This window comes from Streptomyces sp. NPDC048254, from assembly GCF_043201895.1.
GTDB lineage: Bacteria > Actinomycetota > Actinomycetes > Streptomycetales > Streptomycetaceae > Streptomyces.
Genome location: NZ_JBICZJ010000008.1, coordinates 179,641 through 205,069, shown reverse-complemented (window position 1 = coordinate 205,069; position 25,429 = coordinate 179,641). Strand labels below are relative to the sequence as shown.

The 25,429-nt window shown below is 72.2% G+C and carries 21 protein-coding genes; 11 read left to right on the top strand and 10 right to left on the bottom strand.

The genetic code is table 11. The annotated features are described in order from the left end of the window. The first annotated feature begins 442 nt into the window (after positions 1 to 442). Positions 443 to 2,065 (top strand): glycoside hydrolase family 76 protein, encoded by a 1,623-nt coding sequence (locus ACGFZQ_RS23595; RefSeq protein WP_393842098.1) that lies wholly within the window; start codon positions 443 to 445, stop codon positions 2,063 to 2,065. Between the two features lie 29 nt (positions 2,066 to 2,094). On the opposite strand, the gene ACGFZQ_RS23590 is transcribed toward ACGFZQ_RS23595, so the two are convergent. Then, the gene (locus ACGFZQ_RS23590) at positions 2,095 to 2,601 is read right to left on the bottom strand and encodes a hypothetical protein (protein ID WP_393841948.1); all 507 of its coding nucleotides are present in this window, start codon (positions 2,599 to 2,601) and stop codon (positions 2,095 to 2,097) included. Positions 2,602 to 2,603: 2 nt separating this feature from the next. After that, complete coding sequence (locus tag ACGFZQ_RS23585; protein ID WP_393841947.1) at positions 2,604 to 3,263, bottom strand: cation:proton antiporter; 660 nt, start codon at positions 3,261 to 3,263, stop codon at positions 2,604 to 2,606. A gap of 555 nt (positions 3,264 to 3,818) precedes the next feature. Between ACGFZQ_RS23585 and ACGFZQ_RS23580 the strand changes: the two genes are divergently transcribed. The 7 genes from ACGFZQ_RS23580 to ACGFZQ_RS23550 all read left to right on the top strand — a co-directional run bounded on the left by ACGFZQ_RS23580 (position 3,819) and on the right by ACGFZQ_RS23550 (position 11,595). Then, a complete protein-coding gene (locus tag ACGFZQ_RS23580) occupies positions 3,819 to 4,109 on the top strand; it encodes an Atu4866 domain-containing protein (protein ID WP_351728768.1) in 291 nt (96 codons plus the stop codon). A 203-nt stretch (positions 4,110 to 4,312) separates the two neighbouring features. Then, positions 4,313 to 4,657 carry a hypothetical protein gene (locus ACGFZQ_RS23575; RefSeq protein ID WP_351728771.1) on the top strand — a complete coding sequence of 115 codons (345 nt, stop codon included), beginning with the start codon at positions 4,313 to 4,315 and terminating at the stop codon, positions 4,655 to 4,657. A 134-nt stretch (positions 4,658 to 4,791) separates the two neighbouring features. Beyond that, on the top strand, positions 4,792 to 5,463 hold the full coding sequence (locus ACGFZQ_RS23570; RefSeq protein WP_393841946.1) for a Crp/Fnr family transcriptional regulator: 672 nt from the start codon (positions 4,792 to 4,794) through the stop codon (positions 5,461 to 5,463). Positions 5,464 to 5,736: 273 nt separating this feature from the next. Beyond that, positions 5,737 to 6,537 (top strand): hypothetical protein, encoded by an 801-nt coding sequence (locus ACGFZQ_RS23565; RefSeq protein ID WP_393841945.1) that lies wholly within the window; start codon positions 5,737 to 5,739, stop codon positions 6,535 to 6,537. A 19-nt stretch (positions 6,538 to 6,556) separates the two neighbouring features. Further along, positions 6,557 to 8,749: a hypothetical protein gene (locus tag ACGFZQ_RS23560; RefSeq protein WP_393841944.1), complete on the top strand. Its 2,193-nt coding sequence runs from the start codon at positions 6,557 to 6,559 to the stop codon at positions 8,747 to 8,749. Next, entirely contained in the window at positions 8,742 to 10,256 is a 1,515-nt protein-coding gene (locus tag ACGFZQ_RS23555; protein ID WP_393841943.1) for a hypothetical protein, read from the top strand. Before ACGFZQ_RS23560 ends, ACGFZQ_RS23555 begins: the two co-directional genes overlap by 8 nt. Then, positions 10,246 to 11,595, top strand: a complete 1,350-nt coding sequence (locus ACGFZQ_RS23550; RefSeq protein WP_393841942.1) for a DUF4407 domain-containing protein — start codon at positions 10,246 to 10,248, stop codon at positions 11,593 to 11,595. Before ACGFZQ_RS23555 ends, ACGFZQ_RS23550 begins: the two co-directional genes overlap by 11 nt. A gap of 22 nt (positions 11,596 to 11,617) precedes the next feature. Here the strand turns inward: ACGFZQ_RS23550 and ACGFZQ_RS23545 are convergent, their stop codons facing one another. After that, positions 11,618 to 12,385: a pirin family protein gene (locus ACGFZQ_RS23545; protein WP_393841941.1), complete on the bottom strand. Its 768-nt coding sequence runs from the start codon at positions 12,383 to 12,385 to the stop codon at positions 11,618 to 11,620. A 181-nt stretch (positions 12,386 to 12,566) separates the two neighbouring features. Beyond that, positions 12,567 to 14,936: a SpoIIE family protein phosphatase gene (locus ACGFZQ_RS23540; RefSeq protein ID WP_393841940.1), complete on the bottom strand. Its 2,370-nt coding sequence runs from the start codon at positions 14,934 to 14,936 to the stop codon at positions 12,567 to 12,569. Positions 14,937 to 15,195: 259 nt separating this feature from the next. Between ACGFZQ_RS23540 and ACGFZQ_RS23535 the strand changes: the two genes are divergently transcribed. Further along, positions 15,196 to 15,660 carry a DUF5709 domain-containing protein gene (locus ACGFZQ_RS23535; protein WP_351713330.1) on the top strand — a complete coding sequence of 155 codons (465 nt, stop codon included), beginning with the start codon at positions 15,196 to 15,198 and terminating at the stop codon, positions 15,658 to 15,660. A 221-nt stretch (positions 15,661 to 15,881) separates the two neighbouring features. Here the strand turns inward: ACGFZQ_RS23535 and ACGFZQ_RS23530 are convergent, their stop codons facing one another. The 3 genes from ACGFZQ_RS23530 to ACGFZQ_RS23520 form a co-directional block, all read right to left on the bottom strand. Continuing rightward, on the bottom strand, positions 15,882 to 16,751 hold the full coding sequence (locus ACGFZQ_RS23530) for a LysR family transcriptional regulator (protein WP_393841939.1): 870 nt from the start codon (positions 16,749 to 16,751) through the stop codon (positions 15,882 to 15,884). 159 nt (positions 16,752 to 16,910) lie between these two features. After that, a complete protein-coding gene (locus ACGFZQ_RS23525; protein WP_393841938.1) occupies positions 16,911 to 18,143 on the bottom strand; it encodes an MFS transporter in 1,233 nt (410 codons plus the stop codon). Between the two features lie 143 nt (positions 18,144 to 18,286). After that, positions 18,287 to 18,829: a GNAT family N-acetyltransferase gene (locus tag ACGFZQ_RS23520; RefSeq protein ID WP_393841937.1), complete on the bottom strand. Its 543-nt coding sequence runs from the start codon at positions 18,827 to 18,829 to the stop codon at positions 18,287 to 18,289. A 186-nt stretch (positions 18,830 to 19,015) separates the two neighbouring features. Between ACGFZQ_RS23520 and ACGFZQ_RS23515 the strand changes: the two genes are divergently transcribed. Both ACGFZQ_RS23515 and ACGFZQ_RS23510 read left to right on the top strand, forming a co-directional pair. Further along, positions 19,016 to 19,663 (top strand): hypothetical protein, encoded by a 648-nt coding sequence (locus tag ACGFZQ_RS23515; RefSeq protein WP_351728797.1) that lies wholly within the window; start codon positions 19,016 to 19,018, stop codon positions 19,661 to 19,663. Positions 19,664 to 19,780: 117 nt separating this feature from the next. Continuing rightward, positions 19,781 to 20,356, top strand: a complete 576-nt coding sequence (locus ACGFZQ_RS23510; protein ID WP_351728800.1) for a sigma-70 family RNA polymerase sigma factor — start codon at positions 19,781 to 19,783, stop codon at positions 20,354 to 20,356. Here ACGFZQ_RS23510 and meaB read toward each other — a convergent pair. Genes meaB through ACGFZQ_RS23495 form a run of 3 tightly spaced genes read right to left on the bottom strand, consistent with a single transcriptional unit; the run spans position 20,344 to position 25,318 of the window. After that, the gene (gene meaB / locus ACGFZQ_RS23505) at positions 20,344 to 21,342 is read right to left on the bottom strand and encodes a methylmalonyl Co-A mutase-associated GTPase MeaB (RefSeq protein ID WP_393841936.1); all 999 of its coding nucleotides are present in this window, start codon (positions 21,340 to 21,342) and stop codon (positions 20,344 to 20,346) included. The genes ACGFZQ_RS23510 and meaB overlap by 13 nt on opposite strands. Next, the gene (scpA, locus tag ACGFZQ_RS23500; protein ID WP_393841935.1) at positions 21,339 to 23,513 is read right to left on the bottom strand and encodes a methylmalonyl-CoA mutase; all 2,175 of its coding nucleotides are present in this window, start codon (positions 23,511 to 23,513) and stop codon (positions 21,339 to 21,341) included. The genes meaB and scpA overlap by 4 nt, the downstream gene beginning before the upstream one ends. Beyond that, the gene (locus ACGFZQ_RS23495; protein WP_393841934.1) at positions 23,513 to 25,318 is read right to left on the bottom strand and encodes a methylmalonyl-CoA mutase family protein; all 1,806 of its coding nucleotides are present in this window, start codon (positions 25,316 to 25,318) and stop codon (positions 23,513 to 23,515) included. Before ACGFZQ_RS23495 ends, scpA begins: the two co-directional genes overlap by 1 nt. Positions 25,319 to 25,429 lie beyond the last annotated feature (111 nt).

Sequence of the window (25,429 nt, the reverse complement as noted above, 5' to 3'; positions counted from 1 at the left end):
GGTGTCAACCCGTCACGGCCGCCTCTCAACTCCCTTGGAACGGAGCGCCCTTACGGCATTGACAGGGCCTCGCCAAGCCGGTTCACTGCCTCGCAGACAGGTATGGACCAGTGCTCGATTCCGGCCCGGCTCGACAGGAGCCCCGGGCCTGTGCCACGCGCGCCGACCGTCGTCCCCCATCGCGAAATCGAGGCGAGCCCCGGTGTCCTCACGCAGCTCAGACAACGTTGTCGCACAACGCCTTCTCGGCTTCCTGCTCGCGGTCGCGCTCGCGTTCGCCGCCCTGGTGCCGGCCGCGACGCCCGCGTCCGCCGCCACCCAGGTCTGCGTCCTGGCCTGTGACACGCTCGACCCCGCGCAGGCCCGGCAGGAGACCTTCCCGGTACCGGACAAGGACCTCAACGGCCGTCGCCTGGAGTTGCACGTGTCCGACGCGGACGACATGGCGTGGGCCAGCATCGACAACGGCGTGACCGGGGACTCGGTGTGGCTGGACCGTTCCTGGGACGGCGGTGCCACCTGGGAGGGACTGCTCGGCAAGGCCAGCATCCCGGGCTCCTGGACCGGCACCAGGACGCTGATGTACAACATCACCGACCCCCGCGACCACCGGCGCGGACTCGTGCGGGCCTGCGGCGACGCGGCCGGAGTCGGCTGCACGAACTGGGTCTATCCCACCGTCTGCGACACCCTCTGCGACGGTATGAGCGCGGGCCAGGCGGCCGGCGACGACCAGCCGGTACCGTCCACCACCCTCTACGGCCGCACGATCAGGCTGCACGTCGACCAGAAGAACTCCATGGCCTGGGCGAGCGTCGACACCGGTGGCGCCGGCGACGAGATATGGCTCGACCGCTCCTGGGACGGCGGCTCGACCTGGCCGGACGGCTCCTCCCTCGGCCGTACCAGCACCCCGTCCGGGGCCACCGGCACCCGTACCGCGATGTACGCCACCCGGGACCCGCGCGGCCTCCTCTACGGTGGCGCGGTCCGCGCCTGCGGCCGGGAGGCGAGCCACAACGAGGGCAGCTGCACCGCCTGGGTCAGGCCCGCACCGACCAGGGCGCGCGCGGCGGCGGACACGCTGATGGCGTCGTACGACCCCTACAACGGCTGGTGGCCGAGCAGTTGGTGGAACTCCGCCGCCACGCTCACCTCCCTCATCGACTTCGCGAGGACCACCGGCACGCACGACTACGACTGGGTCGTCGCGCGCACCTTCGAGCAGAACAAGGGCGTCTTCGCGGCCGGGACGCGCAGTTCGGACGCGATCGAGGGCGACTTCATCAGCCGGTCCATCGACGACTCGGGCTGGTGGGCGATCGCCTGGATCGACGCGTACGACTACACCCACGACGCCCGTTATCTCAACGAGGCCGTCACCATCGCGAACTACGTCCAGCAGTACTGGGACACCGGCACCTGTGGCGGTGGCGTCTGGTGGGACCGTGAACGGACCTACAAGAACGCGGTGACGAACGGGCAGTACCTGTGGCTGACCACCGCGCTCCACCAGCGCATCCCGGGCGACACCGTGTGGCTCCAGCGGGCGAAGACGTCCGCCGCCTGGTACCGGGCCAGCGGGATGATCGGCTCCTCGGGTCTGGTGAACGACGGCCTGACCTCGTCCTGCGCCAACAACGGCTCCACCGTGTGGAGTTACAACCAGGGGCTGGCCATCGGCGGTTTCACCGAACTGTGGAAGTCGACCGGCGACAGCTCGCTGCTCACCACCGCGCGGACCCTTGCCGATGCCGCGATCAGCAGCCCGGCGCTGACCTCCGGCGGAGTGCTCACCGAGTCCTGCGATGTCGGCTCGGCGTCCTGCGACGACAACCAGAAGCAGTTCAAGGGCATCTTCATGCGGAACTTCGCCGACCTGGCGACCACCACCGGCGCCGCCGCGTACCGGAGTTACGTCCAGAAGCAGGCGGACACCCTGTGGGCGCAGGACCGCACTTCCCTCAACGCCCTCGGCGAGCGCTGGGCCGGTACCAGCCCCAACCAGACCGACTGGCGGACCCAGGCCAGTGCCCTCGGAGCGCTTACCGCCGCCGCGGGCTGACGGCGAACCGGCCGACGCGGGCGGGCACTTCAGCCCTGGGCGCGAGCTTTCCCGCACTCCGGGTAGAACCTGGGCAGGCCCGAACGGGGCAGTCTGACCGGGCTTCGCTGATACGCGTAGACGGTGTACTTCGTGCTCGTGCCCGCGGTGGCGTCGGCGAGTCCGGTCTCCGCGCTGCCGAGGCGGGCCTCGGTCTGGTAGACGCCGTCGCCGGAGTAGGAGAACGCGGCGAGGTCGGGGCGGGCGTCGTGGTCGTAGTCGGCCACGGCGACACCGCGTGTCTCGACAAGGTCGAGATGCCGGGTGCGCTGTCCCCGGCCGGAGGCCAGGGCGTCCATCGCGGCGCCGTTCATACGGCAGCGGGCGAGGGCGAGTTCCGCGGTCTTGTCGGTGTCCTCGGGGAAGCGGGCCCCGCGGACCACGGCCGGCAGGGTGGGACCGAGGACCGCGAGGGTGACGACGATGACGACGGTGGTGAGGAACACCACGGCGTCACGCTGCCCGACGGCGTGCCCCCCGGCGGTCGTGGCGGGCAAGGTCAGCGCCGCCGCCGGCGAGAGGCGCCACGCATCCCCGCCCACGCCGGCGGCGGCCGCCGGCGTCCGGTGATCCGGCGGTCGCGCTGTCGAGGGCTCCGGTCCCGGAGCCTGACCAGACAGGGGATCGAGTAGAACCACGCGATCCGTGTCCCGATCACGGCGACACTCACGGCGACAGCGGCGAGCGTCGCCTGCACCAGGGAGACGGACGTCAACGCCCGCACAGCCGAGGGCAGTTGGATGCCGACGAAAACGGACAGCGCGCTGTTGAGCAGATAGCCGGCCACTTCCCAGAAGGCGACGGCCTGGATACGGGCGTCGGAACCGATGACACGAGGGCCGAACCGGGTGGTCACCAGGCCGCAGGTGACGACGGCGAGGACGCCGGACACCCGCACGAGTTCGGCGGGCAGGTACGCCAGGAACGGGGTGGCGACGCTCAGCACGCTGTGCAGCAGCGGTTCGGGCAGCCGGCGCCTGACCGGGATCAGGAGCAGGGCGACCGCGCCGCCGACCAGCACTCCGCCGGCGTAGGACCCGGCGAAGGCGACCGCCGTGCCGGACCAGGAGAAGGGGCGTTCGCCGGTGACGACATCGACGGCCACGGCCAGCAGGACCAGCGCGGTGCCGTCGTTCAGCAGGCTCTCGGTGCGCAGCACGGTCAGGATGCCCGAGTTCGTCGGGCACCACCAGGAAGTCGGTGGTGTTGCCCGGGGCCAGCGTCGCGACGTACTCCGAGCGGCTGCCGCGGCCGCCGGCCAGCGCGACGGTGTCCACGACGGCGGGGACGATGGTCGTACCGGTGCCGTCGACGACTATGGCGTTGTCGTCCCCGGCCGCGGTGACGCTGCCAGGGCCGACACCCACGATCAGCGAGCCGACGAACAGGATGTCGGCGCCGACCATGGCCCCGATCAACGGGTCCATCGTCAGGATCCGGGCGTTCGTGAACAGGACGGGACGCCCCTCGTCGTTCGAGAGGATCTCGTCGAGGGCCTCGGGGTTCCAGTTCACGGTGCCGGTGCCGGTGATGGTCATCGCGTGCTCCTCGTGGCGAGTGTCCGGCGGCTACGGCAGCCGCCTGACCATCAGGTTCGTGGCACGGCGGAGCCGGAACCAGGCCGCTCTGTCCCTAGGTGTCCGGCACCCAGGAAGCCCTCACCTGGGGAGACGGCGGCCTGGCTGCCACCGCCCGCCGGGCCGATCGTAGGAACATGACCAGCGACGACACGCCCCGCGACCCGCACCCGTACGTCGGGATGTGGGTGACCGCCGACGGATTCATCCGCCAGGAACTGCTGCCGAACGGCCGCTACGACGAAGCCCGTGGCAACCGCCCGAGCGCCTACACCGGCAGCTACACCGTCACCGGCAACCACCTCGACTACGTCGACGACACCGGCTTCACCGCCACCGGCGACGTCCGCGACGGCGTTCTTCACCACGAGCACCTGGTGCTGTACCGCGAGGGCGACGAGCACGCCCGGCGGGAGAACCGGCCGTAACCGAGACCCGCCGGATGCGGCCGGAGTCGCCGGCGTCCTCGTCGCGTTCGTGGCGGGACAACGGTTTTCGCCCGAACTCTCCCACGGTGTCGTCGGCGTGCTTATTCTGCTGTCCCAGCAGAACAGCACTGTCCGGGGGGATCGTGTCCGACGCTTCCAGGTCCAAGCCTGCGCTCAAGCGGTGTGTCGTGTGCCGACAGCCGGTGGCCACGAAGAAGCTCGTCTTCGCCACGGACGGACAGCCGGCGCACCGCGCCTGCCGGACGACCACGGCCCGCCCGCCGGCCCGCCCGGCGGCTCCGCCCCGTCTCTCCCGGGCGCCGAAGGACATCAGCCGCGCCGAACTCCTCAGAAGGATCGAGGCGTTGCGAAAGCGCGACGCCAAAAAGAAGCCGGTCGCCGTGAAGGCACAGTCCGTCGGCCGTCCGAAGCCGCCGAAGCCGCCGCACCCGGGCAAGCGGCCGGTCCCGCCGCCCCAGCCGTACTCCGGTGTGGAGATGAAGTTCATCGGCGGCCGGTGGGTACAGATGCACCCTGACTCCGAGTAGTCCAGGCATCCTGGAGGCACATCCCGTCACACCTCCGGGTCGGCGGGTGAACCTGACTGTGACGCTTGTTCGTCGACCGTGCGGAAGACCTCGGGGGTGAGCCTTGTATGGCACTCGGCTCGGGAGAATGGCCTGTGCGAAGTCTGCTCGGGGCGGTGTCCCCGGACGCCCGCGCGGAACTGCTCGACATGGGTGCGGCCACGCGGTTCGAGGTGGGGGAGACGATGCTGCGCGAGGGCGACGGCAACCGCCATGTGCTGCTCCTGCTCTCCGGGTTCGCCAAGGTGACCGCGCGGGTGGAGAACGGCGAGGAGACCCTGCTGGCCGTCCGGGTCGGCGGTGACAGCGTCGGGGAGATGGCGGCCATGGACGGCGCGCCGCGCTCGGCCACGGTGACCGCCTGCGGTGCGGTGACCGCGCGGGTGATGCCGCCGGACGCGCTGCACGCCCTGCTGGCCCGGCGCCCGGACGTGCACCTGGTGCTGACCGGGATCGTCGCCGACCGGCTGCGCTGGGCCAACCGCAGGCGCCTGGACTTCCGGGGCTACCCGGTCAAGGTGCGCCTCGCCCGGCTCCTGGTGGAGCTGGCCACCCGGTACGGACGTGCCGGCGAGGGCGGTACGGTCCTCGGCTGCCGGCTGACCCAGCCCGAACTGGCCGCGCTCACCGGCGCCGCCGAGACGACCGTCCAGAAGGCGCTGCGCGAACTGCGCGCGGAGAGCCTGCTGACCACCGGCTACGCCTCGACCGTCATACGTGACCTGCCGAGGCTCAGGGACCTGGGGGACCTGGCGCCCGAGGGATGAGCGGACGGTGTTCCGGGCGGAGCCGGGCCCAGGACCCCATGCTGCTCCAGCCTTCCGGCCCCAGCCACAACTTGGGGCTTCCGTTGTAAGTTTCCGTAACTTGCCGCATCCCGTATTTCGACGGGGTTCGCGGCGCGCGGGACGTGTACCACTGGCCTACCGGCGTCCGCCTGTGGGGGAGCGGACGTCGGCCTGTACCGTAGCGCGCCCCTCACTGCTCATGGTCCGTCGACGCATGGGTGCGCTGTCACTGAGCGAGCGGGGATTCTGATCATGCAAACGTTCTGGCGCCGACCGCTGCTGGCGGTCGACGCGAAAGGGTACGGCGGCGTCGACGCGGTGACCCAGCGGCAGCTTCAGGAGGCCATCGAGCGGCTGCTGGGCGAGTCGGCCGCGGCGGTCGGCCTGGACTGGGAGCGCTGGAAGCTCCAGGAGGGCGGCGACTCGGTGTTCGCGGTGCTCCCGGAGGGGGCGTCCGAGCCCGACCTCGTCGACCCGTTCATGCGCCGGCTCGACGCCGGGCTGCGCGCCTTCAACCACGGACGCAAGCGGGAGTCGTGGCTGCGGCTGCGGGCTGCCGTGCACTTCGGTACGGCCTCGCCCGGCCCGATCGGCTTCGTCGGCCGCGCGCCCGTGGAGGTCGGACGCATGCTGGACAGCGCGGTGCTGAAGGCGGCCCTCGCGGCCGCGCCGGATGCCTGCCTCGCCGTCGCGGTGTCACCGACCGTCTTCAACGAGGTGATCGCGCAGGCGTTCACGACCATCCGGACGGAGGAGTTCCGCGAGGTGCGGGTCGTGGAGAAGGAGCACAGCGGGCGGGCGTGGATCTGGGTGCCCGGGTACGACACGGGCGCCCTCGACCTCGGGGCGGCTGCCGTTTCGGGAGCGGCGGAGGCGGCTGCCGGTGAGGAAGCGGCAGGGAAGGCCCGTGCCGCGGAGGCGGTGAGCGCGGGGGGTGGTGAAGCTGTCGACGCGCGCCCCCTGGATGCGCCAACTGCTCCCGGAGACACGGTGGTTCAGGTCTACACCGGAACCATCCATGCTCAGGGGGCCGTCTTTGGGATCTCCAAGTGACCTTGAGTGACGGCTGAGGATGAACGAGGAACTGAACGAGGAACCGTGCGAAGAGGGCTCGCCGAGCGAGCCGAGCGAGCAGATGTCCCAGGACGCCCCTGAGTCCGCGCCTTCGGGCGACCCGGAACCGGACCCGGACCCGGAACCGCCCTCCGAGCCGGAGGCGGAACCGGAATCGGGGCCGGTGCAGCAGGAGACGGCCCCCGAGGCCGAGGCCGGTCACAAGACCACGTCCAAGAGCCGCCCCGGCCAGGTTCACCAGAACAACGTCAACCAGTACTTCTACGGAGCCCTCGACGCCTCCGGCGCCCTCTTCGGCGTCGGCGCCGCCGACTCCGGCAACGCTCGCCGCCGTGCCGTCGGCCGCCTCGACGCGGGCGAAGCGGAAGCGCTCATCGGGTCGTATGTGAAGCCCGACTGCTTCGGGGAGGCCCTCCAGGCCCTGGAGGAGGCCGGGGTCGTGGTCCTCGTCGGCTCGCCCGGCACGGGCAAACGCTCCGGGGCGGTGGCGCTCGTGGAAGCCGTGGCCGAAGGGTCGGACCACGTGGTGCTCTCTCCGGGGCGCAGTCTGGACGACCTGGCCGGCGGCCGGGTCGCCTTCGAGCGGGGCGTCGGCTATGTCCTGCTCGACTGGATGGGCGAGGAGACGTCCGCGACGGCCGACTTCGACTGGCGGCGGGTCAGGGACACCGTGCGGGAGCAGGGTGCGCACCTGGTCGTCACCACCGTCCACCCGGCCGCCCGGGTCGAGTCCGTACGGTACGTGCCCTGGGCGCTGCCCGACCTCGCGGCCGTGCTGCGGGCCAGGCTGGCGAACGCGGGGTGCGACGGGGACACCCTGCGGCGGGCCGTCGATCTGATGCCCGGCGGGTGCCGGATCACCGAGGTCACCGCGGCCGCCGAGCGGATCGCGGGCGGTGCCCGGCCGGCCGAGGTCTGGCAGGAGTACGGCAGCAGCGCCGCCCAGCCGGTGCGCGGCTGGTTCGAGTTGGACCGTACGCCGCAGGAGTGGGCCGAGCTGACCACGCTGGCCTTTGTCACCGGCGCGGGCTACCGCGAGGTCGAGACCTGCCAGGAGCGGCTGGAGCACTGGCTGGAGCCGGCCTTTCCGCCGCTGTTCACCGAGGAGGACAGGGCCGAGGCGGCGCGCCGCGCCGTGGACCGGCGGCAGTCGTTGGCCCGCAACGCCCTGATCACCGCGGAGGAGCGCAAGGACGGCGCGCTCACCCGCACCGCGCTGGTCTTTCCGCAGCCCCAGTACCGGCAGTGGGTGCTGGAGGAGCTGTGGAGCAGGCGCTCGACGCTGTTCTGGGACGGCGTCCGGGACTGGCTGACGGAACTCGTGTCCGGCCGGCCGAGTCTCGCCCTCCAGCTGTCCGTGGCACAGGGTCTCGCCCTGCTCGCCCGGCCCGCCTTCGACGAGGTGGCCGACAACTACCTCCACTCGTGGGCGGCCGGAACGGCCGGCCGCTCCGGACAGTCCACGGCGAACCTGGTGCTCCAGTGCATGTGCCTGGAGGAGAACCTCGCCGCCACCGCCCTGGGCATCGCCCGTGGCTGGGCCCGCTCGATCAGTCCCGCGCTGCGGTCGACGGCCACGGCGGCCTTCAGCGGGGCGCTCGGCGTGCTCTTCCCCACGGACGCCGTGCACGGCCTGCTCCAGCTGATGGCTCGGCGTGACGGCCGGCCCGAGGAGGCGGCCTACGCGCTGGCCGGGCTGGTCGCGGTGCTCGCCGAGTGCGGCGAGGACACCGGTGCGGTGTTCCGGCCGCTCGCCTACCGGCTGCGTGTCGAGCGCGAGACCCGCACCGGGCGGCTCAACGACCACACCCTCGACACCGTGCTCACCGTCCTGCGGGCGCGGGACGCCCGCACCCGCCGGCTGGTGTGCGCCACGCTGCTGCAGAACGATCCGCGCCAGACGGACCGGCTCGGCCAGCTGTGGGCGGGCGTCCTGGAGAACCTGCCCCGCCGGAGACTGGCGTTGCGCGGCCTGTACGCCACCCTGTGCCAGCTCCCCGCCGTGTCGCAGGAGCCGAAGACGGTGGCCGAGCGTTTCGGCCGGGCCGTCGGCGCGGCACTGGCGCCCGGCGAGCGGCCCGGACTGCCCACGGCGCTGCGGCAGGCGGCCGTGCCGTCCGTGGAGCCGGACGAAGAACTGATCGACCTCTTCCTTACCGCTGTACTGAGCACGGAGGACACTCATGGCTGAGAAATATCCGCTCGTCGAGCAGCGGGAGTACGGACGGCCGGAGAAGCGCGGCGGCATCCTGAAGAAGCGTGCCCGGCGCGAGGAGGGCGACCTGCCCAGGATCGCCGCCCACCAGGTGCGGGTGTTCAGGGTCGGCGAGGAGTACGTGGAGGACCACGGACAGCTGCGGGCGGACGACCCGCTGGTGGTCTCGGCCAGCTCGGTCACGGTCGTCGACCAGCGGGCCGAGGTGCCCGTGGTCGTGGAGACCCGGATCCCCTCCGCGCAGGCGGGCGAGTTCACCGTACGGGTGACGTACTTCAGCAACGTCGTCGACCCGTGCGCGGTCGTGCGGGACGGCGTCACGGAGGTGGAGGCGCTGCTGCTCGCGCAGCTGCTGGCGGTGCCCGGGCTCACCGAGGACGGCAGCGACCTGCCGATCGTGGAGTCCGCGGTGGTGCGCAGCCGCATCGACGCCCGGCTGACCGCGTACCACGAGATGCGGCCGGCCGAGGTGTCCGGCCTCAAGGTGCGCTGCGGGCAGGTGGAGGTCCGTACACCGCAGGAACAGGCCGCGCACCTCACCGAGATGGAGCACGCCGACCTGGTCCAGGAGGCCGCCCTGCGGCGCGAGATCCTGGGCGCGGAGCTGGCGCTGAAGCAGGAGGAGCTGCGCTCCCTGAAGGCCGAGCGGGAGGCGCGCAACGCGCACGCGCTGGCGATGATGGAGGAGGAGAACCGGCAGCGGCGGGACTCGCTGATCAGCCGGTTCAGGCGGTCCTCGGAGTCCGAGGAGCAGGAGCACGACCTCACGCTGCGTGGCCAGCGCAACCGTTCGACCCGCGCGGAGATCCAGGAGGACATCAGCCTGCTCGGCACCGACCCGCTCGGCGCGGCCTACCTGGCCTTCCGCAGTGGTGAGATCAGCGCCGACGAACTCTCCAGGCGCCTGCACGAGGCCGAGCGGGACCGGCTCGGGCGCTCGGAGGAATGGACCCGCGAGGACCGCGAGTACGACATGCGGCGGCAGGCCCTGCGGCGGGAGGAGGAGCGCTGGCGCATCGAACGCGACGACACACAGCGGCAGCTCGACCGTGTGGACCAGCGCGAGGACGGCGCCGCCCAGCGGGCCGAGGACGCCCGGCGCTGGAACCTGGAGCACAAGGACCGGCAGCTCAAGCACGAGGAGGGCCGCGTGGACGCCCAGCGCTGGGAGCGCGACGAGCGCGAGTGGGCCAAGCAGCAGCTGGCGGTCCGCGCCGACCTGTACAAACAGGGCATCGCCCGAGGGCTGTTCGACAGCACCGGGTACGACCCCGGCACGCTCATCAACAGCGTCGGGAACGTCAACAGCCCGGGCCGGCCCTCGCGCGAGGGCGAGGTGGAGGCCGAGGTCCAGGGCGAGCTGAACGACGGCTCCCGGGCCGCGGACGAGGGTACGGCCGCGGCCGGGCGGGACACCGACGACGCCGAGGACGCCGTGATGGACTTCGGCGGTACCGACCAGGAGGCCAGCCTTGTCGACTGACACCCCGCTCCGCCCCGCCGACCCGGCCTCCGTCGGCGGCCACGGTGACGGCGGATCCGAGCGCCGCCCGGTGGCGCCCGCCGGTGGTCCGGCGGCCCGGCTGCGCAAGCTGATCGGCGTCGACGAGGGGCTGCTGGCCTGGGTTCCGGAGGACCGCCCCCGCTACACCCGGTACGGGGCGCTGGTGTTCAACACCGCTCTGGTGGGGTCGGTCTCGATGGCCCTGGCCCTCACCAGCTTCCGCTCCGACCTGCCGGGCATAGCCGTGGTCCTGGCGGCCCTGATCTGGTTCTGGGTGGTCCTCACGCTGGACAGCTGGCTGGTGTCCAGCACCCACGGCACCTCGGTCAAGAAGTGGACTCTGATGCTCCGCCTCTTTCTGTCGATCCTCCTCGGCCTGTTCATCGCCGAACCGATCCTCTTCCAGATCTTCGACAAGGAGATCCGCCAGGAGGTCGCCGTCGGCAACGAGCAGTCGGTCGCGGACTACCGGGGCATGCTCGTCTCCTGCAACCCCACCGACGGCGCCTCCACCAGCGGCCGCGCGGAGTGCGGCCGCTACCAGCTGAAGGTGGTGGGATCGCCCGCCGAACTCGCCCGCCAGATCAAGGCCGGCACCGCCCGCACCGCCACCCTGAAAGCCCAGGTCCAGGAGTTGTCCCAGGAGCACGACGACAAGCTGGCCACCGAGCAGCGCCTGTGCGGACCGAAGTACTGGATCTGGACGGCCAACGGCCGGGACGTCACCATCACCTGCAAGCGGGCCCGCGCGGCCACCGCCGCCGCGGCCACCGAACTCGCCCCGTACCAGAAGCAGTTGAAGGAGATGACGGCCAAGGGGCAGACCCTGACCGCCGAGCAGGACAGCGCCGCCAACGCCTACCAGCCGAAGCTCCAGCGGGCCATCGACGCCAAGACCGCGCAGCGCGCCGCCGACCTGGACACCGACGGCATCCTCACCCGCGCCCACGGTCTCAAGGAGGTCGCCGAGTCGGACGGGTTCGCGCTCTTCCTCACCGTCGTCCTGCATCTGCTGCTCGTGTGCTTCGACGCGATGCCCGTCCTGGCCAAGCTCATGAGCGACGCGACGGCGTACGACAAGATGCTCGGCAGGCGCTTCGAGACGAGCCAACGGCTGTACGCGGACGAACTCCAGGTGCAGCACGCCTGCGCACGGATGGAGCACGAGGCGCAGCGGTACCAGGTGGAACAGGACACCCAGGACCGGATGCGGCGGGTGCAGCGCCGCTACCAGCGGGCCCAGGCGGAGTACGCGGCCGAGGAGCGCGCCGAACTGGAGGCCCGGATGAACCACATCCTGGCGGCCCGCAGGGCCTGAACCCCCAGGGGCGGTGGTGACGTCACAGGGTGAGCGTGGCGTGCATCTCCCAGGCGAGGATCTCGGCGGGGGTGGTGGCGCTGACCCGGTGGCCGCCGACGGCGGTGAAGCGTACCGAGTCGCCCTCGCCGAGGGGGCCGGTGCCTTCCAGGTCGACGGAACCGCGTGCGACGAACAGGTGCAGGTACGGGGCCTCGGGAAGCGTCACCCGCTGTCCCGGGCGCAGCCGTGCCGCGTGCAGTGCGGCGTGCCGGTTCCGGATCCGGATGGCGCTGGCGTCCTGGTGTTTGTCCATGCCGGAGGCCACGGTGACCAGTCCGCCGGTCAGCAGTTCGGCGTCGATTTCCAGCTGTTCGTAGCCCGGGGTGACGCCGGCCTCGTCGGGTACGACCCACATCTGGACGAAGTGCACCGGGTCGGTGGGCCGTTCGCCGGTGGACCGGTAGGAGTCGTTCTTCTCCGAATGCAGGATGCCGGTGCCGGCGCTCATGCGCTGGGCCAGGCCGGGGTAGATCACGCCGGAGTGGCCGCTGGAGTCCTGGTGTACCAGGGAGCCCTCGAGAACCCAGGTGACGATCTCCATGTCCTGGTGCGGGTGCGTGTCGAATCCTGTGCCCGGTTGCACCAGGTCCTCGTTGTTGACCAGCAGCACGCCGTGGTGGGTGTTGGCCGGGTCCGGCCGGTGGGTGCCGAGGGAGAAGGAGTGCCTGGAGTCGAGCCACGACAACCGGCTGGCCAGGCGCCGGCCGGCGCGTCGCGCGTCCACCGTGGGAGTCAGCAGTGCGCTCATGGGGCGCTTCCTTTCACGCAGAGATCCCGCAATGTTCAACATTCAACCTTCACGGTACTCCGGCATCGCATGAATATTCAACCATTTGATGCCTGGTCTGGTGCGCTGGCTGCTCAGGTGTCCCGTAACTCACTTGAGCATTGAAGTCATCGGTCGCTCGTACCCGTCCCCGGACCGCGCGCTAGGGGATGGCCAGTTCCGCCCAGATGGTCTTTCCGGACGCGGTGTAGCGGGTGCCCCAGCGCTGGGACATCTGGGCGACCAGGAACAGGCCGCGGCCTCCTTCGTCGTCCCGGCGGGCGCGTCGCAGGTGAGGTGCCGTGTGCGCGTTGTCGGAGACCTCGCAGAGCAGGCTGCGGTCCTTGATCAGCCGTAGCATCACGGGACCGGTGGCGTACCGGATGCTGTTGGTGACCAGCTCGCTCACCACCAGCGCGGCGGTGAAGGACAGTTCGGACAGGCCCCAGGTCTCCAGCTGGCGCTCGGTGTCCGTGCGGGCGTTCGCCACCATGGCCGGCTCCGGTGGCAGTCGCAGGTCCGCCACGCGGTCGGTGCCGAGCCGCCGGGTGCGTACGAGCAGCAGCGTGGCGTCGTCGGCCTGGGGCCCGGGCGGCAGGGTCGACATCGCCCGGTCGCACAGTTCCTCCAGCGGGCAGCGCTGCCAGGTGAGCACGTGGGCGAGGCGGTCGATCCCGCTGTCGATGTCGGTGCGCCGGTCCTCCACGACCCCGTCGGTGAAGAGCGCCATCACGCTGCCGTCGGACAGGCTCAGCTCGACGTTCTCGTACGGCAGGCTGTCCACCCCCAGGGGCGGGCCCGGCGCCAGTGAGGACAGGGCCACCGTGCCGCCGGCGTCGGCCACGATCGGCGGGGGATGGCCCGCGCTCGCCCAGACGCAGCGGCCGCCGACCGGGTCGTAGATCGCGTAGAGGCAGGTCACCCCGAGCGCCTTGTCGCTCAGCCCGTCGGCAGCGTCGGGCTCCGCTTCCTGCGCGACCAGGCCGTCCAGCCGGGTGAGCAACTCGGCCGGGTCCAGGTCCAGCAGCGCCAGGGTCCGTACGGTGGCGCGCAGCCGGCCCATGGTCGCGGCCGCGTGCACACCGTGGCCGACCACGTCGCCGACGGTCAGCCCCACCCTGGCACCGGACAGCGGGATCAGGTCGAACCAGTCCCCGCCCACCCCCACCCGGCTGTCGGCGGGCAGGTAGCGGTACGCCACCTCGACCGCGCTCTGCTCGGGCAGATGCTGGGGCAGCAGACTCCGCTGCAGCACCAGGGCCGCCGCGTGCTGGCTGGTGTAACGGCGGGCGTTGTCGATGCCGACGGCGGCCCGCTCGGCCAGCTCCACCGCAAGGGTCTGCTCCTCGGGCCCGAAGGGGTCGGGGTTGTTGCCGCGCCGGAAGGTGGCGAGGCCCAGGACCGCGTCGCGGGCGAGCAGCGGGACGAAGAGGTCGGAGCCCCGGCCGGCCGGGAACCCCTCTCCCGGCGACGGGGAGGTGTCGATGACGACGGGGCGGTTGGTGGCCAGGCTCAGGGCCTGCGGTGACGACGGCGGATAGGAGACCGGACTGGTCCGGAACTCCTCCGGGGTACGGCCGTGCATCCGCAGCAGACTGTGCCCCGGCGCGGAACCGGTCGGCGGCTGCCGCCCCTCGATGACCGCCGGCGGGAGATCCACCAGCACCTCGTCGGCCAGCTGGGGTACCGCCACGTCGGCCAGCTCCGCGGCCGTACGCCGCACGTCCAGCGAGGCGCCGATGCGCTTTCCCGCCCGTACGAGCAGCGACAGCCGCTCCTGGGCGCGGTAGCGGTCGGTGATGTCCAGGGACTCCTCGAAGAGCCCCAGCGGTTCGCCCCTGGCGTCCACCAGCCGGTGGTACGAGCAGGACCAGACGTGCTCGCGCACCGGGTCGACGGGAGCGCGCCCGCGATAGTGCATGCCGAGGACCGGTTCGCCCGTCTTGAGCACCTGCTCCATCACCTGCTCCTCGTCCGGGGGGTGATGGCGGGAGATGAACTCGCCCTCGGGAAAGAGATCCGCGGCGGGCCGGCCGACGTACTGGGCGACGCCCGCCAGCTCCTGGTCGGTGGAGACGTTTCCCCAGACGACGCGCATGTCCGTGTCGTAGATGGTCAGGCCCACGGAGGACTCGGTCGCCAGTCCCTGCAACAACGCCAGCTGTGCCTCCCAGCCGCGCAGGGCCACCAGGTCGGCCGCGACCACGGCGGTCGCGGCGACACCCTGGTGGGTGAGCGGAGCGAACGTCACAGCGGCGCGCAGGGTGTGTCCGTCCCGGCAGCGGAGGTCCAGGACCGTGCTGCGGGGCCGGTGTGTCTTGCAGAGAGCGGGCAGCCGCGGCCCCGGGGCCGTCGCCAGCAGCCGGTCGGCCGACCGGCCGAGCACCTCCTCCGGCGGATGTCCGAGGAGACGCTGGGCCGAGGTGCTCCACCCCGAGATACGGCCTTCCGCGTCCAGCACCGCGACGGCGGCCTTGGTGAGGTCCAGAGGACTGTGGAATTCGACATCGGCAGCATTCGGAAAACGATCCATGGCACCGCTTCCCTTCGTGCTCCCTCAGCATCCCGTGCCGCACGACGGACGACAACCGCACGCGTTGCCGCCCCCGTTTCACGCGGGACGAGCACGGCGCGAACACCCTCAGCAGGGCTTCCGGGAGACGTACGGCAGGTTCACCGGCGCGGTGGCGGAGGGCGGTCGCCGAGAACGCCCCCGGGCCGCGGCCCGGACCTCCTAACCTTTGCGATGACGGCCGGATCGAACCGATGGCCCGAGCGACGATGGAGCACGTATGACCGACGAGGCGATGGGTGACGACGTCTACCAGCCGGACGGTTCGGAGGTGCAGGACGACGCGGGTCTGCTGGACGCGTCGGACACCCTGGACTACCGGGCCGGCGAGGAGGCCCTGGACGAGGGCTACTCGCCGCCGGAGCGGCCCTGGGCCGTGGAGCACACGGGCGTCACGGCGGCGGAGGGACAGCGCGGGGAGACCCTCGACGAGCGGCTCGCCGAGGAGGTACCGGACATCGCCGTCCTGGAGGGCGACGACATCGGCGACGCCTGGGACACGGACGGCGAACTCCTCGACGACGAGGTCGGCGACGGCCGCGCCGGACGGCTCGTCGCACCGGACGAGGGCGCCCACGAGAACACCGAGACCGACCTGTTCGCCTCCGACCGCGGCCTGGACGGCGCCGGGGCGTCGGCGGAGGAGGCCGCGATGCACGTGATCCCCGACGCCGACACCTTCTGACGGCTCCCGCACGTCAGGGCACCTCGCGGCACCTAACCTGCCGCGAGGTGGTGCCGGTGCCCCGCGGGCAGCACCGAGGTGCCGGGTGCGCGTGGTGCCGGTCTTTCGTGCGCCGGGTGCCGGTCTCTCGTGTGCGCCGTGCCGTGGGCCCGTGCGCGTGGCGACGCCGGGGCGTCCGGGATCGGCGGAGCCGGCCTGTGTGCGTCGGCCGGAGTGCCGGGTCAGGTCATGTGCCGCAGCAGGGCCGCGACCGCGGCCGGGGGCTCGCCGGGCGGGCGTACCACCATGACCTTCCAGCTCGGTGCGTGGCGGGTGAAGCGGTAGGTGGTCAGGTCCGGGAAGCGGTGGGCGACGGTCGGCGGCATGATGCAGACGCCGAGGTCGTTGCGGACCAGTTCGGACGCGGCCACGATGTCGTTGACCTCGAAGGTCGTGGCGCGTTCGACGCCGGCCGCCCGGAACGCGCGGTCGGCCGCGTCGCGGATCGCCCAGCCCGGGGTGAACTCCACCTGCGGCAGCTCGGCGATGTCGGCCAGGTCGACCCTGCCCTCGGGGCCGCTCGTGGTGAGGCTCCGGCGGGGCGAGGCCACCAGGACCATCTCCTCGCGGGACAGCAGTCTGGTCACCAGCCCGCGCTGCTGCTGGCGGTCCAGCGCCACCACCGCCAGGTCCACGGTGCCCTCCCGCAGCGCCTGACGCAGGTCGATGACCGCGGCCTGCCGCAACCGCACCACCACCCGCGGGTGCTCCGCCCGCAGCGCGGCCAGCGCATGGTGCAGGTTCGCCCAGACCCCCTGCATCGTGCCGACCGTCACCCGGCCGCGCAGCTCCCCCCTCGCCGCGTCGACCGCCTCGCGGGCCAGCTCGGCGGCGCGCAGCGCCTGCCGTGCCGCCGGGACGAACGCCTCCCCGGCCGGGGTGAGCCCGACCCGGTGGGTGGTCCGGGTGAACAAGGGGGTGCCCAGCTCGCGTTCCAGCGCGCGGACGGTGCCGGAGACCGCGGACTGGACCACGTGCAGCCGCCGCGCCGCCGCCGTGAACCCGCCCGCGTCCGCCACCGTGACGACGACTTCCATCTGCCGTAGGTCCATCATCCGCTCCCGCCGGGGCAGCGCCCCGCTTCGGCAGGGCGGCGATCTTCGCTGCATCCTAGGCAGGCGCCGGCTCCCCGCGGCGTGGACCGGGGGAGTGTCGGCCGGACGCCCGGCGGGGAACCGGTCCCGTGGTTCCCCGGGACGGGCCGCACGGCGCTACGCCGGGCGCTTCGCGCTCTGCCGGCGCTCGGTCAGCCAGTACAGCAGCGCCAGCACCGGCAGGGCCGCCCCGAAGAGACTGACCGCGCTCCAGCCGCCGGCCCGGTAGGCGATCGAGCCGAACTGCGAGCCGAGGGCGCCGCCGATGAAGAAGATCGCGATGAAGGCGCTGTTGAGGCGGGCCCGGGCGAGGGGGTCGAGCTGGTACACGGTGTGCTGGCCGAGGATGAGGCTGGTCTGGACGGCCGCGTCCAGCGCGACGGCCCCGAGGGCGATCAGGAGCACGCTGTGCTGACCGAAGCCGGCGATGACGAAGGCCAGCGCGGCGAGCGCGAACGCGGCACCGGTCATCTTCCGGGTCAGCCCGTGGTCCGCCCAGCGTCCGGCGAGCGGCGCCACGGCCGCACCGGCGGCTCCGACCAGCGCGAACACCCCGACACCGACGGCGGAGTAGTGGAAGTACGGCCCGGTCAGGACGTACGAGACGGTGGTCCAGAACGCGCTGAAGGCACCGAACATCGCCGCCTGGTAGAGGCCGCGGCGCAGCAGCGCGGGGTGCGTGCGCACCAGCGCCGCCGTGGAGCGCAGCACATGGTGGTACGGCACGGACGTGGTCGGCGCGTGCCGGGGCAGGGCCAGCCGCAGGGCCACGCCGAGCAGCGCCATCAGGACGGCCGAGCCGAGGTAGACGACCCGCCAGCCGGCCACGCTGGAGACCAGGCTGCTGAGGGTCCGGGACAGCAGGATGCCGGTGAGCAGGCCGCTCATCACCCGGCCGACGATCCGGCCCCGCGCGTGGTCGGGCGCCAGGCTCGCGGCGAACGGGACCAGGATCTGGGCCACCACCGAGGTGGCACCGCTGATCAGGGACGCGATCAGCAGCATGGGGAACCCGGTCGCGAGACCGGCCGCCACCAGGGCGAGCGTGGTGACCGTCAGCAGGGCGGTGATCAGGCTCCGCTTCTCCAGCCGGTCACCGAGCGGGACCAGGAAGACCATGCCGATCACGTAGCCGACCTGGGTGAGCGTGATCAGCAGACCCGCGGTGGCCTCGCCGATGTGGAAGACACCGCGCAGCTCGGACAGCAGCGGCTGGGCGTAGTACAGATTGGCGACCGTCATACCGGAGGCGACGGCGAACAGCGCGATCAGCCAGCCCGGCACCCCGTGGGCGGGCTCTGCGGCGGGCTTCCGGAGCGGGGAGCGTATTTCGGACGACGACTGGGACACGAGGACCTTCCTCGGAGGAGATGTGACTCTCATCCGGCACAGCGCTTTACCGCCCGCCATGCTTCCCTTCACGCGGCGATGGACCGGGATGTCAGTCATCTCGGCCCCAGATGACCGTCGGCGCACCACTGCCGTCCTGCGGCCTAGCTCCCCGAGGCCGGTTTCCAGTCCTCGGCGAGGAGGCCCAGGAGTACCTCGTCCAGGAACTCGCCCATCACCCAGGCCGCGGAGCGCAGTGCGCCCTCGCGGACGAAGCCGTTGCGTTCGGCGGAGCGCAGCATCGCGGTGTTGTCCGCCAGTGTCTCGATCTGCAGCCGGTGCAGGCCGCGCACCACGAAGCCGTAGTGGCACAGCACGGCGACCACGTCGGTGCCGTAGCCCTTGCCGCGGGCGGAGGCCAGCAGCCCCAGCCCGACGTGCGCGGACCGGTTGTGGGTGTCGATGCCCCACAGCACCGCGCTGCCGACCAGCTTGCCGCCGTCCAGCTCCACCACGGAGAACGGGACGTGCCCCTGCTCCTCGTCGTCCACCACGAACGCCGAGGCCTTCGAGCCGGGCGTGATCGGCCGCCACGGCCGGCTCTGCGCCCGCGCGTGGTTGACCACGTCGTCGTGGAGCTCGGCCTGCAGGACCGGGATGTCCTCCTCGTGCCGGGCCCTGAGCCCGACCTTGCCGCCCTTAAGCATGCGAGTTTCCTATCCGAGCGGACCGACCGGCGGCAACCCAATATGCGGGCAGGGCCCCGCGGGCGGCGCGGGGAACGCCGTCGTCGGCTGTGAGCCGGCCCCCCTCACCTGTGAGTTGGACACGCCACCTGTGGATTGCCGTGCGCCTCCCTGCTGGACCGGCGCCGGCTGCCAGGATGATGCGCCATGACGGCAGGTTGGTGTGCGCGCACGGTACGGGCCGCGGTGTTCGCGGCCGTCTGCGTGCTGCTCGCCGCCCTGGGCCACGTCATGATGTCCGGCGGCCCGGTGCCCGGCTGGGCACTGGCGGCCGGCCTCCTGGCCACCGGCGCCCTGGGCTGGTCCCTGGCCACACGTGAACGCGGGCTGCCGCTGGTCGTGTCCGCAGCGGTCGGCGTCCAGACGGCCCTGCACAGCGGTTTCTCCACGGCCCAGGCGTTCACGTCCCAGCGGGTCCCCATGGCCGCCACGCATATGGACATGGCCGGCGACATGGCCGTCATGCACATGGGTCCCACCCACCTGGCCCCCGTCGCCTACCTGGGTTTCGGCACCGGCGGCACCGCCTCCACCGGCATGCTCGCCGCCCACCTCCTCGCCGCGCTGCTGTGCGGACTCTGGCTCGGCCACGGCGAACGCGCCGCCTTCCGCATCCTGCGGGCCGTCGCCGGCCGCCTCACCACTCCGCTGCGCCTGCTCCTCGCACTGCCCGCCGCACCCGAGCGGCCGCGCCCCCGCCCGCTCCGCCGCCGCTCGGACCGGGCGCCGCGGCTGCTGCTCCTCGTCCACGCGATCACTTCCCGGGGTCCGCCCGTGCGGACGGCTGTCGCCTGACGACAGCTGGTGTTCCGGGGCCGCCCGTGCGCGCCCCGGACGAACACGGCGGCCGTACGCCCGCGCACGCACGCAGGGCCGGCCGTCTCCCCCTCACCTTTCTCACAAGGACACCGAGTGATCACTTCCGTCCTGCCCGCATGCCCCGCGCCGCACGAGAAACGCGACGAGTCGATCACGGCCTGGGCGCTCGCGGCCCGCTCCGGAGACACGGTCGCCGTGGACGCGTTCGTCCGGGCCCTCCACCGCGACGTACTGCGCTACGTCGCCCATCTGTGCGCCGACCCGCAGGCGGTCGACGACCTCGCCCAGGACACGTTCCTGCGCGCGCTGGGCAGTCTGCACCGCTTCGAGGGCCGCTGCTCGGCCCGGTCCTGGCTGCTGTCGATCGCCCGCCGGGCGGTCGTGGACAGTCATCGGCGCGCCGCCGCCCGGCCGCGCCCCGCGGACGTCCCCGACTGGCAGCTCGCCGTCGAGCGGGCCCAGCCGTCCGGGCTGCCCGGCTTCGACGACGGGGTCGCGCTGCTCGATCTGCTGGCGGCGCTGCCCGAGGAGCGGCGGGAGGCGTTCGTTCTCACCCAGCTCGTCGGGCTGCCGTACGCGGAGGCCGCCGAGGTCAGCGACTGCCCCGTGGGCACGGTCCGGTCCCGGGTGGCCCGGGCCCGCGAGGCGCTCCAGGATCAGCTGGCCTGAGGCGCGTCGGGGGATTCCCCGAACGCCTTGAGGATCCGCTCGGCGGCCAGCGTCGCCGTCAACGTGCCGTCCCTGACCTGCCGTTCGAGGTCGGGGGCGGCCGCGCGCACCGCCGGATGGGCGGACAGCCGACCGAGCAGCTCGTCCCGCACCATCGACCAGGTCCAGCCGACCTGCTGCTCGCGGCGCTTCTCGGCGAGCCGCCCGGTGGAGTCGAGCAGCGCCCGGTGCTGCTCAAGGCGCTCCCAGACGACATCCAACCCCGTCGACTCCCGGGCGCTGCAACTCAGCACCGGCGGCGTCCAGAACGCGTCCCTGCCGTGCATCAGCCGCAGCGCGCCCGCCAGCTCCCGTGCCGCGGACCGTGCGTCGCGCTCGTGCGGGCCGTCCGCCTTGTTGACGGCGATGACGTCGGCCAGTTCCAGGACGCCCTTCTTGATGCCCTGGAGCTGATCGCCGGTGCGGGCCAGGCTGAGCAGCAGGAAGGAGTCGACCATGCCGGCGACCGCGGTCTCGGACTGCCCGACGCCGACGGTCTCCACCAGGATCACGTCGTACCCGGCGGCCTCCATGACCACCATCGACTCCCGGGTCGCCTTCGTGACCCCGCCGAGGGTGCCCGCGCTGGGGGAGGGGCGGACGAAGGCGTCCGGGTCGACCGACAGCCGCTCCATCCGCGTCTTGTCGCCGAGGATCGAACCTCCGGTCCGGGTGGACGACGGGTCCACGGCGAGCACGGCGACCCGGTGGCCGAGCCCGGTCAGTATGGTCCCGAACGCGTCGATGAACGTCGACTTGCCCACGCCCGGCACCCCACTGATGCCGATCCGCCGCGCCCGGCCGCTGTGCGGAAGCAGCTCGGTGAGCAACTCCTGCGCCAGCACCCGGTGCTGTGGCCGGGTGGACTCGACCAGGGTGATCGCGCGGGCGATGACCGCGCGCTTCTGGTCGAGCACACCCTTCACATAGGCGTCGACATCGATCACAGGTCGTGCCCGAGTTCCGCCGACAGCCGCTTCACCAGGTCGTAGGCCGCGTCCGGGATCACCGTCCCGGGCGGGAACACGGCCGTGGCGCCCATCTCCAGGAGGGTCGGCACGTCCTGCGGCGGGATCACCCCGCCGACCACGATCATGATGTCCGCCCGGCCCTCCTCGGCGAGCTGCTCGCGCAGCGCCGGTACGAGGGTGAGGTGGCCGGCCGCCAGCGAGGAGACGCCGACCACGTGGACGTCCGCCTCCACCGCCTGGCGGGCGACCTCCTCCGGGGTCTGGAACAGCGGGCCGACGTCGACGTCGAAGCCGAGGTCGGCGAAGGCGGTGGCGATCACCTTCTGGCCGCGGTCGTGGCCGTCCTGGCCCATCTTGGCGACCAGGATGCGCGGGCGGCGCCCCTCGGCCTCGTCGAAGGCGTCGACCAGAGCCCGGGTGCGGTCCACGTTCGGGGACTCACCGGCTTCGTTGCGGTACACACCGGAGATCGTACGGATCTGGCTCGCGTGCCGGCCGTACACCTTCTCCAGGGCGTCGGAGATCTCGCCGACGGTCGCCTTGGCGCGCGCCGCGTTCACCGCCAGCTCCAGCAGGTTGCCGTCGCCGTCGGCCGCCCGGGTCAGCGCGTCGAGGGCGGCCCGGCACTCGACGTCGTCCCGCTCCGCCCGCAGTCGCCGCAGCTTCTCGATCTGCTGGGCGCGCACCGAGGAGTTGTCGACCTTGAGCACCTCGATCTGCTCGTCGCTGTCCACCCGGTACTTGTTGACGCCGATCACCGGCTGCCGCCCGGAGTCGATACGGGCCTGCGTCCGCGCGGCCGCCTCCTCCACGCGCAGCTTCGGGATACCGGCGTCGATGGCCTGCGCCATCCCGCCGGCCTGCTCGACCTCCTGGATGTGCGCCCAGGCCTTGCGGGCGAGGTCGTACGTCAGCCGCTCCACGTAGGCGCTGCCGCCCCAGGGGTCGATGACCCGCGTCGTCCCCGACTCCTGCTGGATCAGCAGCTGGGTGTTGCGGGCGATCCGCGCCGAGAAGTCGGTCGGGAGCGCGAGGGCCTCGTCGAGGGCGTTGGTGTGCAGCGACTGGGTGTGGCCCTGGGTCGCGGCCATCGCCTCCACGGCCGTACGGGTGACGTTGTTGAAGACGTCCTGCGCGGTCAGCGACCAGCCAGAGGTCTGCGAATGGGTGCGCAGAGAAAGGGACTTGGTGTTCTGCGGCTCGAACTGCGAGACCAGTTTGGCCCACAGCAGCCGGGCCGCCCGCAACTTGGCGATCTCCATGAAGAAGTTCATGCCGATCGCCCAGAAGAAGGAGAGCCGGGGCGCGAACGCGTCCACGTCCAGGCCGGCTTCGCGTCCCGCCCGGATGTACTCGACCCCGTCCGCGAGGGTGTAGGCCAGCTCCAGGTCGGCCGTGGCACCGGCCTCCTGGATGTGGTAGCCGGAGATGGAGATCGAGTTGTACCGGGGCATCCGCTGCGAGGTGAAGGCGAAGATGTCGGAGATGATCCGCATCGACGGCTTCGGCGGATAGATGTAGGTGTTGCGGACCATGAACTCCTTGAGGATGTCGTTCTGGATGGTCCCGGCCAGCTTCTCGGGCGGTACGCCCTGTTCCTCCGCCGCCACGATGTAGAGCGCGAGCACCGGCAGCACGGCGCCGTTCATCGTCATCGACACGGTCATCCGGTCCAGCGGGATCCCGTCGAACAGCTGGCGCATGTCGTAGATCGAGTCGATGGCCACGCCCGCCATGCCGACGTCACCGGTCACCCGCGGGTGGTCGCTGTCGTACCCCCGGTGGGTGGGCAGGTCGAAGGCGACCGACAGGCCCTTCTGGCCGGCCGCGAGGTTGCGCCGGTAGAACGCGTTGGACTCCTCGGCGGTGGAGAAGCCCGCGTACTGGCGGATGGTCCAGGGCTGGTTGACGTACATCGTCGGGTACGGGCCGCGCAGATACGGCGCGATGCCCGGGTAGGTCCCGAGGAAGTCCAGGCCCTCCAGGTCACGGCCGGTGTAGAGCGGCTTGACCCCGATGCCCTCCGGGGTCTCCCACACCGGGGCCTCGCCGCCGGTGGCGTGCTTGACGGCCGTACGCCACTCCGCGTCACCGCCCTCGGCGACGGGGGTCCCCAGCTCGATGCCGGAGAAGTCGGGGATTCCCATCAGGACACTCCCATGCGGTCAAGGGTCTCGGACAGCACGGCCACGGCGTCGCAGCCCGCGAAGACGTGACCGTCGACACCGGCGAACTCGCCCCGGCCCGCGAGGAACACGTGCCGGGCACCCGCCGCCTTCAGCGACTCGGCGGTCCCCGGGGCCTGTTCGGCGTAGAGCGCGTCGCTGGAGCAGAGCACCGCCTCGGTGGCGCCGCTCTCCTCGAAGCTGCCCTCGGTGACGGTTTCGATGCCGCCGGCCTGGAAGAGGTTGGCGGCGAAACCGGCGCGGGCGGTGTAGGCGGCGGCCGGGCCGATCGTCGCCAGGTAGATCCGGGGGCGGGCGCCGGTCGCCGCGAGGTGCGCGTCCGAGCGGGCCCGCAGCTCCTCGTAGGCCTCGTCCCGGCGCACCCGGGGGAGCCCGCCGGACGGCGGCTCGGGGGCGGGTTCGCGCACCGGCGGCTTCTCGGCCAGGAATGGGAACTCGCTGACGCCGGTGATGGGTTCGCGGCGACTGGCGAGCTTCCTGGAGCGCTCCGCCCAGGTCGTCGCGAGGTCCGTGCGCAGCCGGCCGGAGCGCAGCACGGCCGCCTGGCCGCCGTCCCGCTCGATGGACCGGAAGAACTCCCAGCCCGCGTGGGCGAGTTCGTCGGTGAGCCGCTCCACGTACCAGGAGCCGCCCGCCGGGTCGATGACCCGGGCCAGGTGCGACTCCTCGACCAGGATCGTCGAGGTGTTGCGGGCGATGCGCCGGGCGAACGCGTCCGGCAGGCCGAGCGCGTGGTCGAACGGCAGCACGGTGACCGCGTCGGCGCCGCCCACCCCGGCGGCGAGCGTGGCGACCGTGGTGCGCAGCATGTTCACCCACGGGTCGCGGCGGCTCATCATCACGGGCGAAGTGACCGCGTGCTGCACCTGGGCGCCCGCGTCGGGCGCCCCGCTGACCTCGGCGACCCGCGCCCACAGCCGGCGCGCGGCGCGCAGCTTGGCGATCGTCAGGAACTGGTCGGCGGTCGCCGCGTACCGGAACTCCAGCTGCCCGAGGGCCTGTTCGACGCCCATCCCGGCCTCGGTCAGCTCCCGGAGACAGGCCACCCCGGTGGCCAGCGAGGCGCCCAGCTCCTGCCCGGCCGAGCCGCCCGCCTCGTGGTACGGCAGCGCGTCCACGGTCAGTGCGCGCAGCCCCGGGAACTCCTCGGCGCACCGCCGCGCCAGCCCGGCGACCGGGGCGAAGTCCAGGGACTCACCCGTGCGTGCCTCGAACCCCAGCGGGTCGGCGCCCAGGTTGCCGCGTACGGCTTTGGGATCGACGCCCTTCTCGTCGTACAGCCGGAACAGCTCGGCGGCCGCCTCCGGCACCTCACGGCCGGCGTCGAGGACGACCGGGGCCAGGTCGAGGTAGACGCCGTCGAGGGCGCGGGCGAGGCCGGACACCGGGATGCCGCCCTGGCCGACCAGCAGCCAGAGCGAGGTGACGCCGTTCTCCAGGTCGGTCAGGACCGCGCCGTCGGGGGCGGCCGCGTGTCGCTGCCTTATGTCCCAGCCGCCCCCGGTACCGCCCTCGGGCCGGCCGCTGCGCACATACGGCGCGAAGCCGGGCAGGCCGGGGTCGGGCGCGGTGTCGCGCGCGGTGTAGAGGGGACGGGTGCGCAGCCCGTCCTCCAGCGTCGTGGACAGAGCGTCCTCAGCGGCCTCGCCCGAGACTTCCCTGCCCGACTTGCGCAGTACACCCGCCACGAGGTGTTGCCACTGCTCGTGTGTCGCGTCAGGGAACTCGGCGGCCAGTGAGAGCCCGTCGTCAGGCAGGACCGTCATGCTCGGATGCTAGGGCAGACCGTCAGAAGTGCACGGGTGACGGGGCTGTGACCTTGCCCTCTCCGTGGTTGTGACCTGGGCCTCCCGCGGGTGGAGCGACCGGATGTGTGC

Excerpts from the sequence above, each read along its gene's own strand:
- ACGFZQ_RS23580 (WP_351728768.1), top strand. The coding sequence starts at position 3,819 with ATGACCAGCGACGACACGCCCCGCGACCCGCACCCGTACGTCGGGATG.
- ACGFZQ_RS23535 (WP_351713330.1), top strand. The coding sequence starts at position 15,196 with ATGACCGACGAGGCGATGGGTGACGACGTCTACCAGCCGGACGGTTCG.
- ACGFZQ_RS23515 (WP_351728797.1), top strand. The coding sequence starts at position 19,016 with ATGACGGCAGGTTGGTGTGCGCGCACGGTACGGGCCGCGGTGTTCGCG.
- ACGFZQ_RS23540 (WP_393841940.1), bottom strand. The coding sequence starts at position 14,936 with ATGGATCGTTTTCCGAATGCTGCCGATGTCGAATTCCACAGTCCTCTG.
- ACGFZQ_RS23545 (WP_393841941.1), bottom strand. The coding sequence starts at position 12,385 with ATGAGCGCACTGCTGACTCCCACGGTGGACGCGCGACGCGCCGGCCGG.
- ACGFZQ_RS23495 (WP_393841934.1), bottom strand. The coding sequence starts at position 25,318 with ATGACGGTCCTGCCTGACGACGGGCTCTCACTGGCCGCCGAGTTCCCT.
- ACGFZQ_RS23530 (WP_393841939.1), bottom strand. The coding sequence starts at position 16,751 with ATGGACCTACGGCAGATGGAAGTCGTCGTCACGGTGGCGGACGCGGGC.
- ACGFZQ_RS23565 (WP_393841945.1), top strand. The coding sequence starts at position 5,737 with ATGCAAACGTTCTGGCGCCGACCGCTGCTGGCGGTCGACGCGAAAGGG.
- scpA (WP_393841935.1), bottom strand. The coding sequence starts at position 23,513 with ATGGGAATCCCCGACTTCTCCGGCATCGAGCTGGGGACCCCCGTCGCC.
- ACGFZQ_RS23555 (WP_393841943.1), top strand. The coding sequence starts at position 8,742 with ATGGCTGAGAAATATCCGCTCGTCGAGCAGCGGGAGTACGGACGGCCG.
- ACGFZQ_RS23520 (WP_393841937.1), bottom strand. The coding sequence starts at position 18,829 with ATGCTTAAGGGCGGCAAGGTCGGGCTCAGGGCCCGGCACGAGGAGGAC.
- ACGFZQ_RS23560 (WP_393841944.1), top strand. The coding sequence starts at position 6,557 with ATGAACGAGGAACTGAACGAGGAACCGTGCGAAGAGGGCTCGCCGAGC.
- ACGFZQ_RS23595 (WP_393842098.1), top strand. The coding sequence starts at position 443 with ATGGCGTGGGCCAGCATCGACAACGGCGTGACCGGGGACTCGGTGTGG.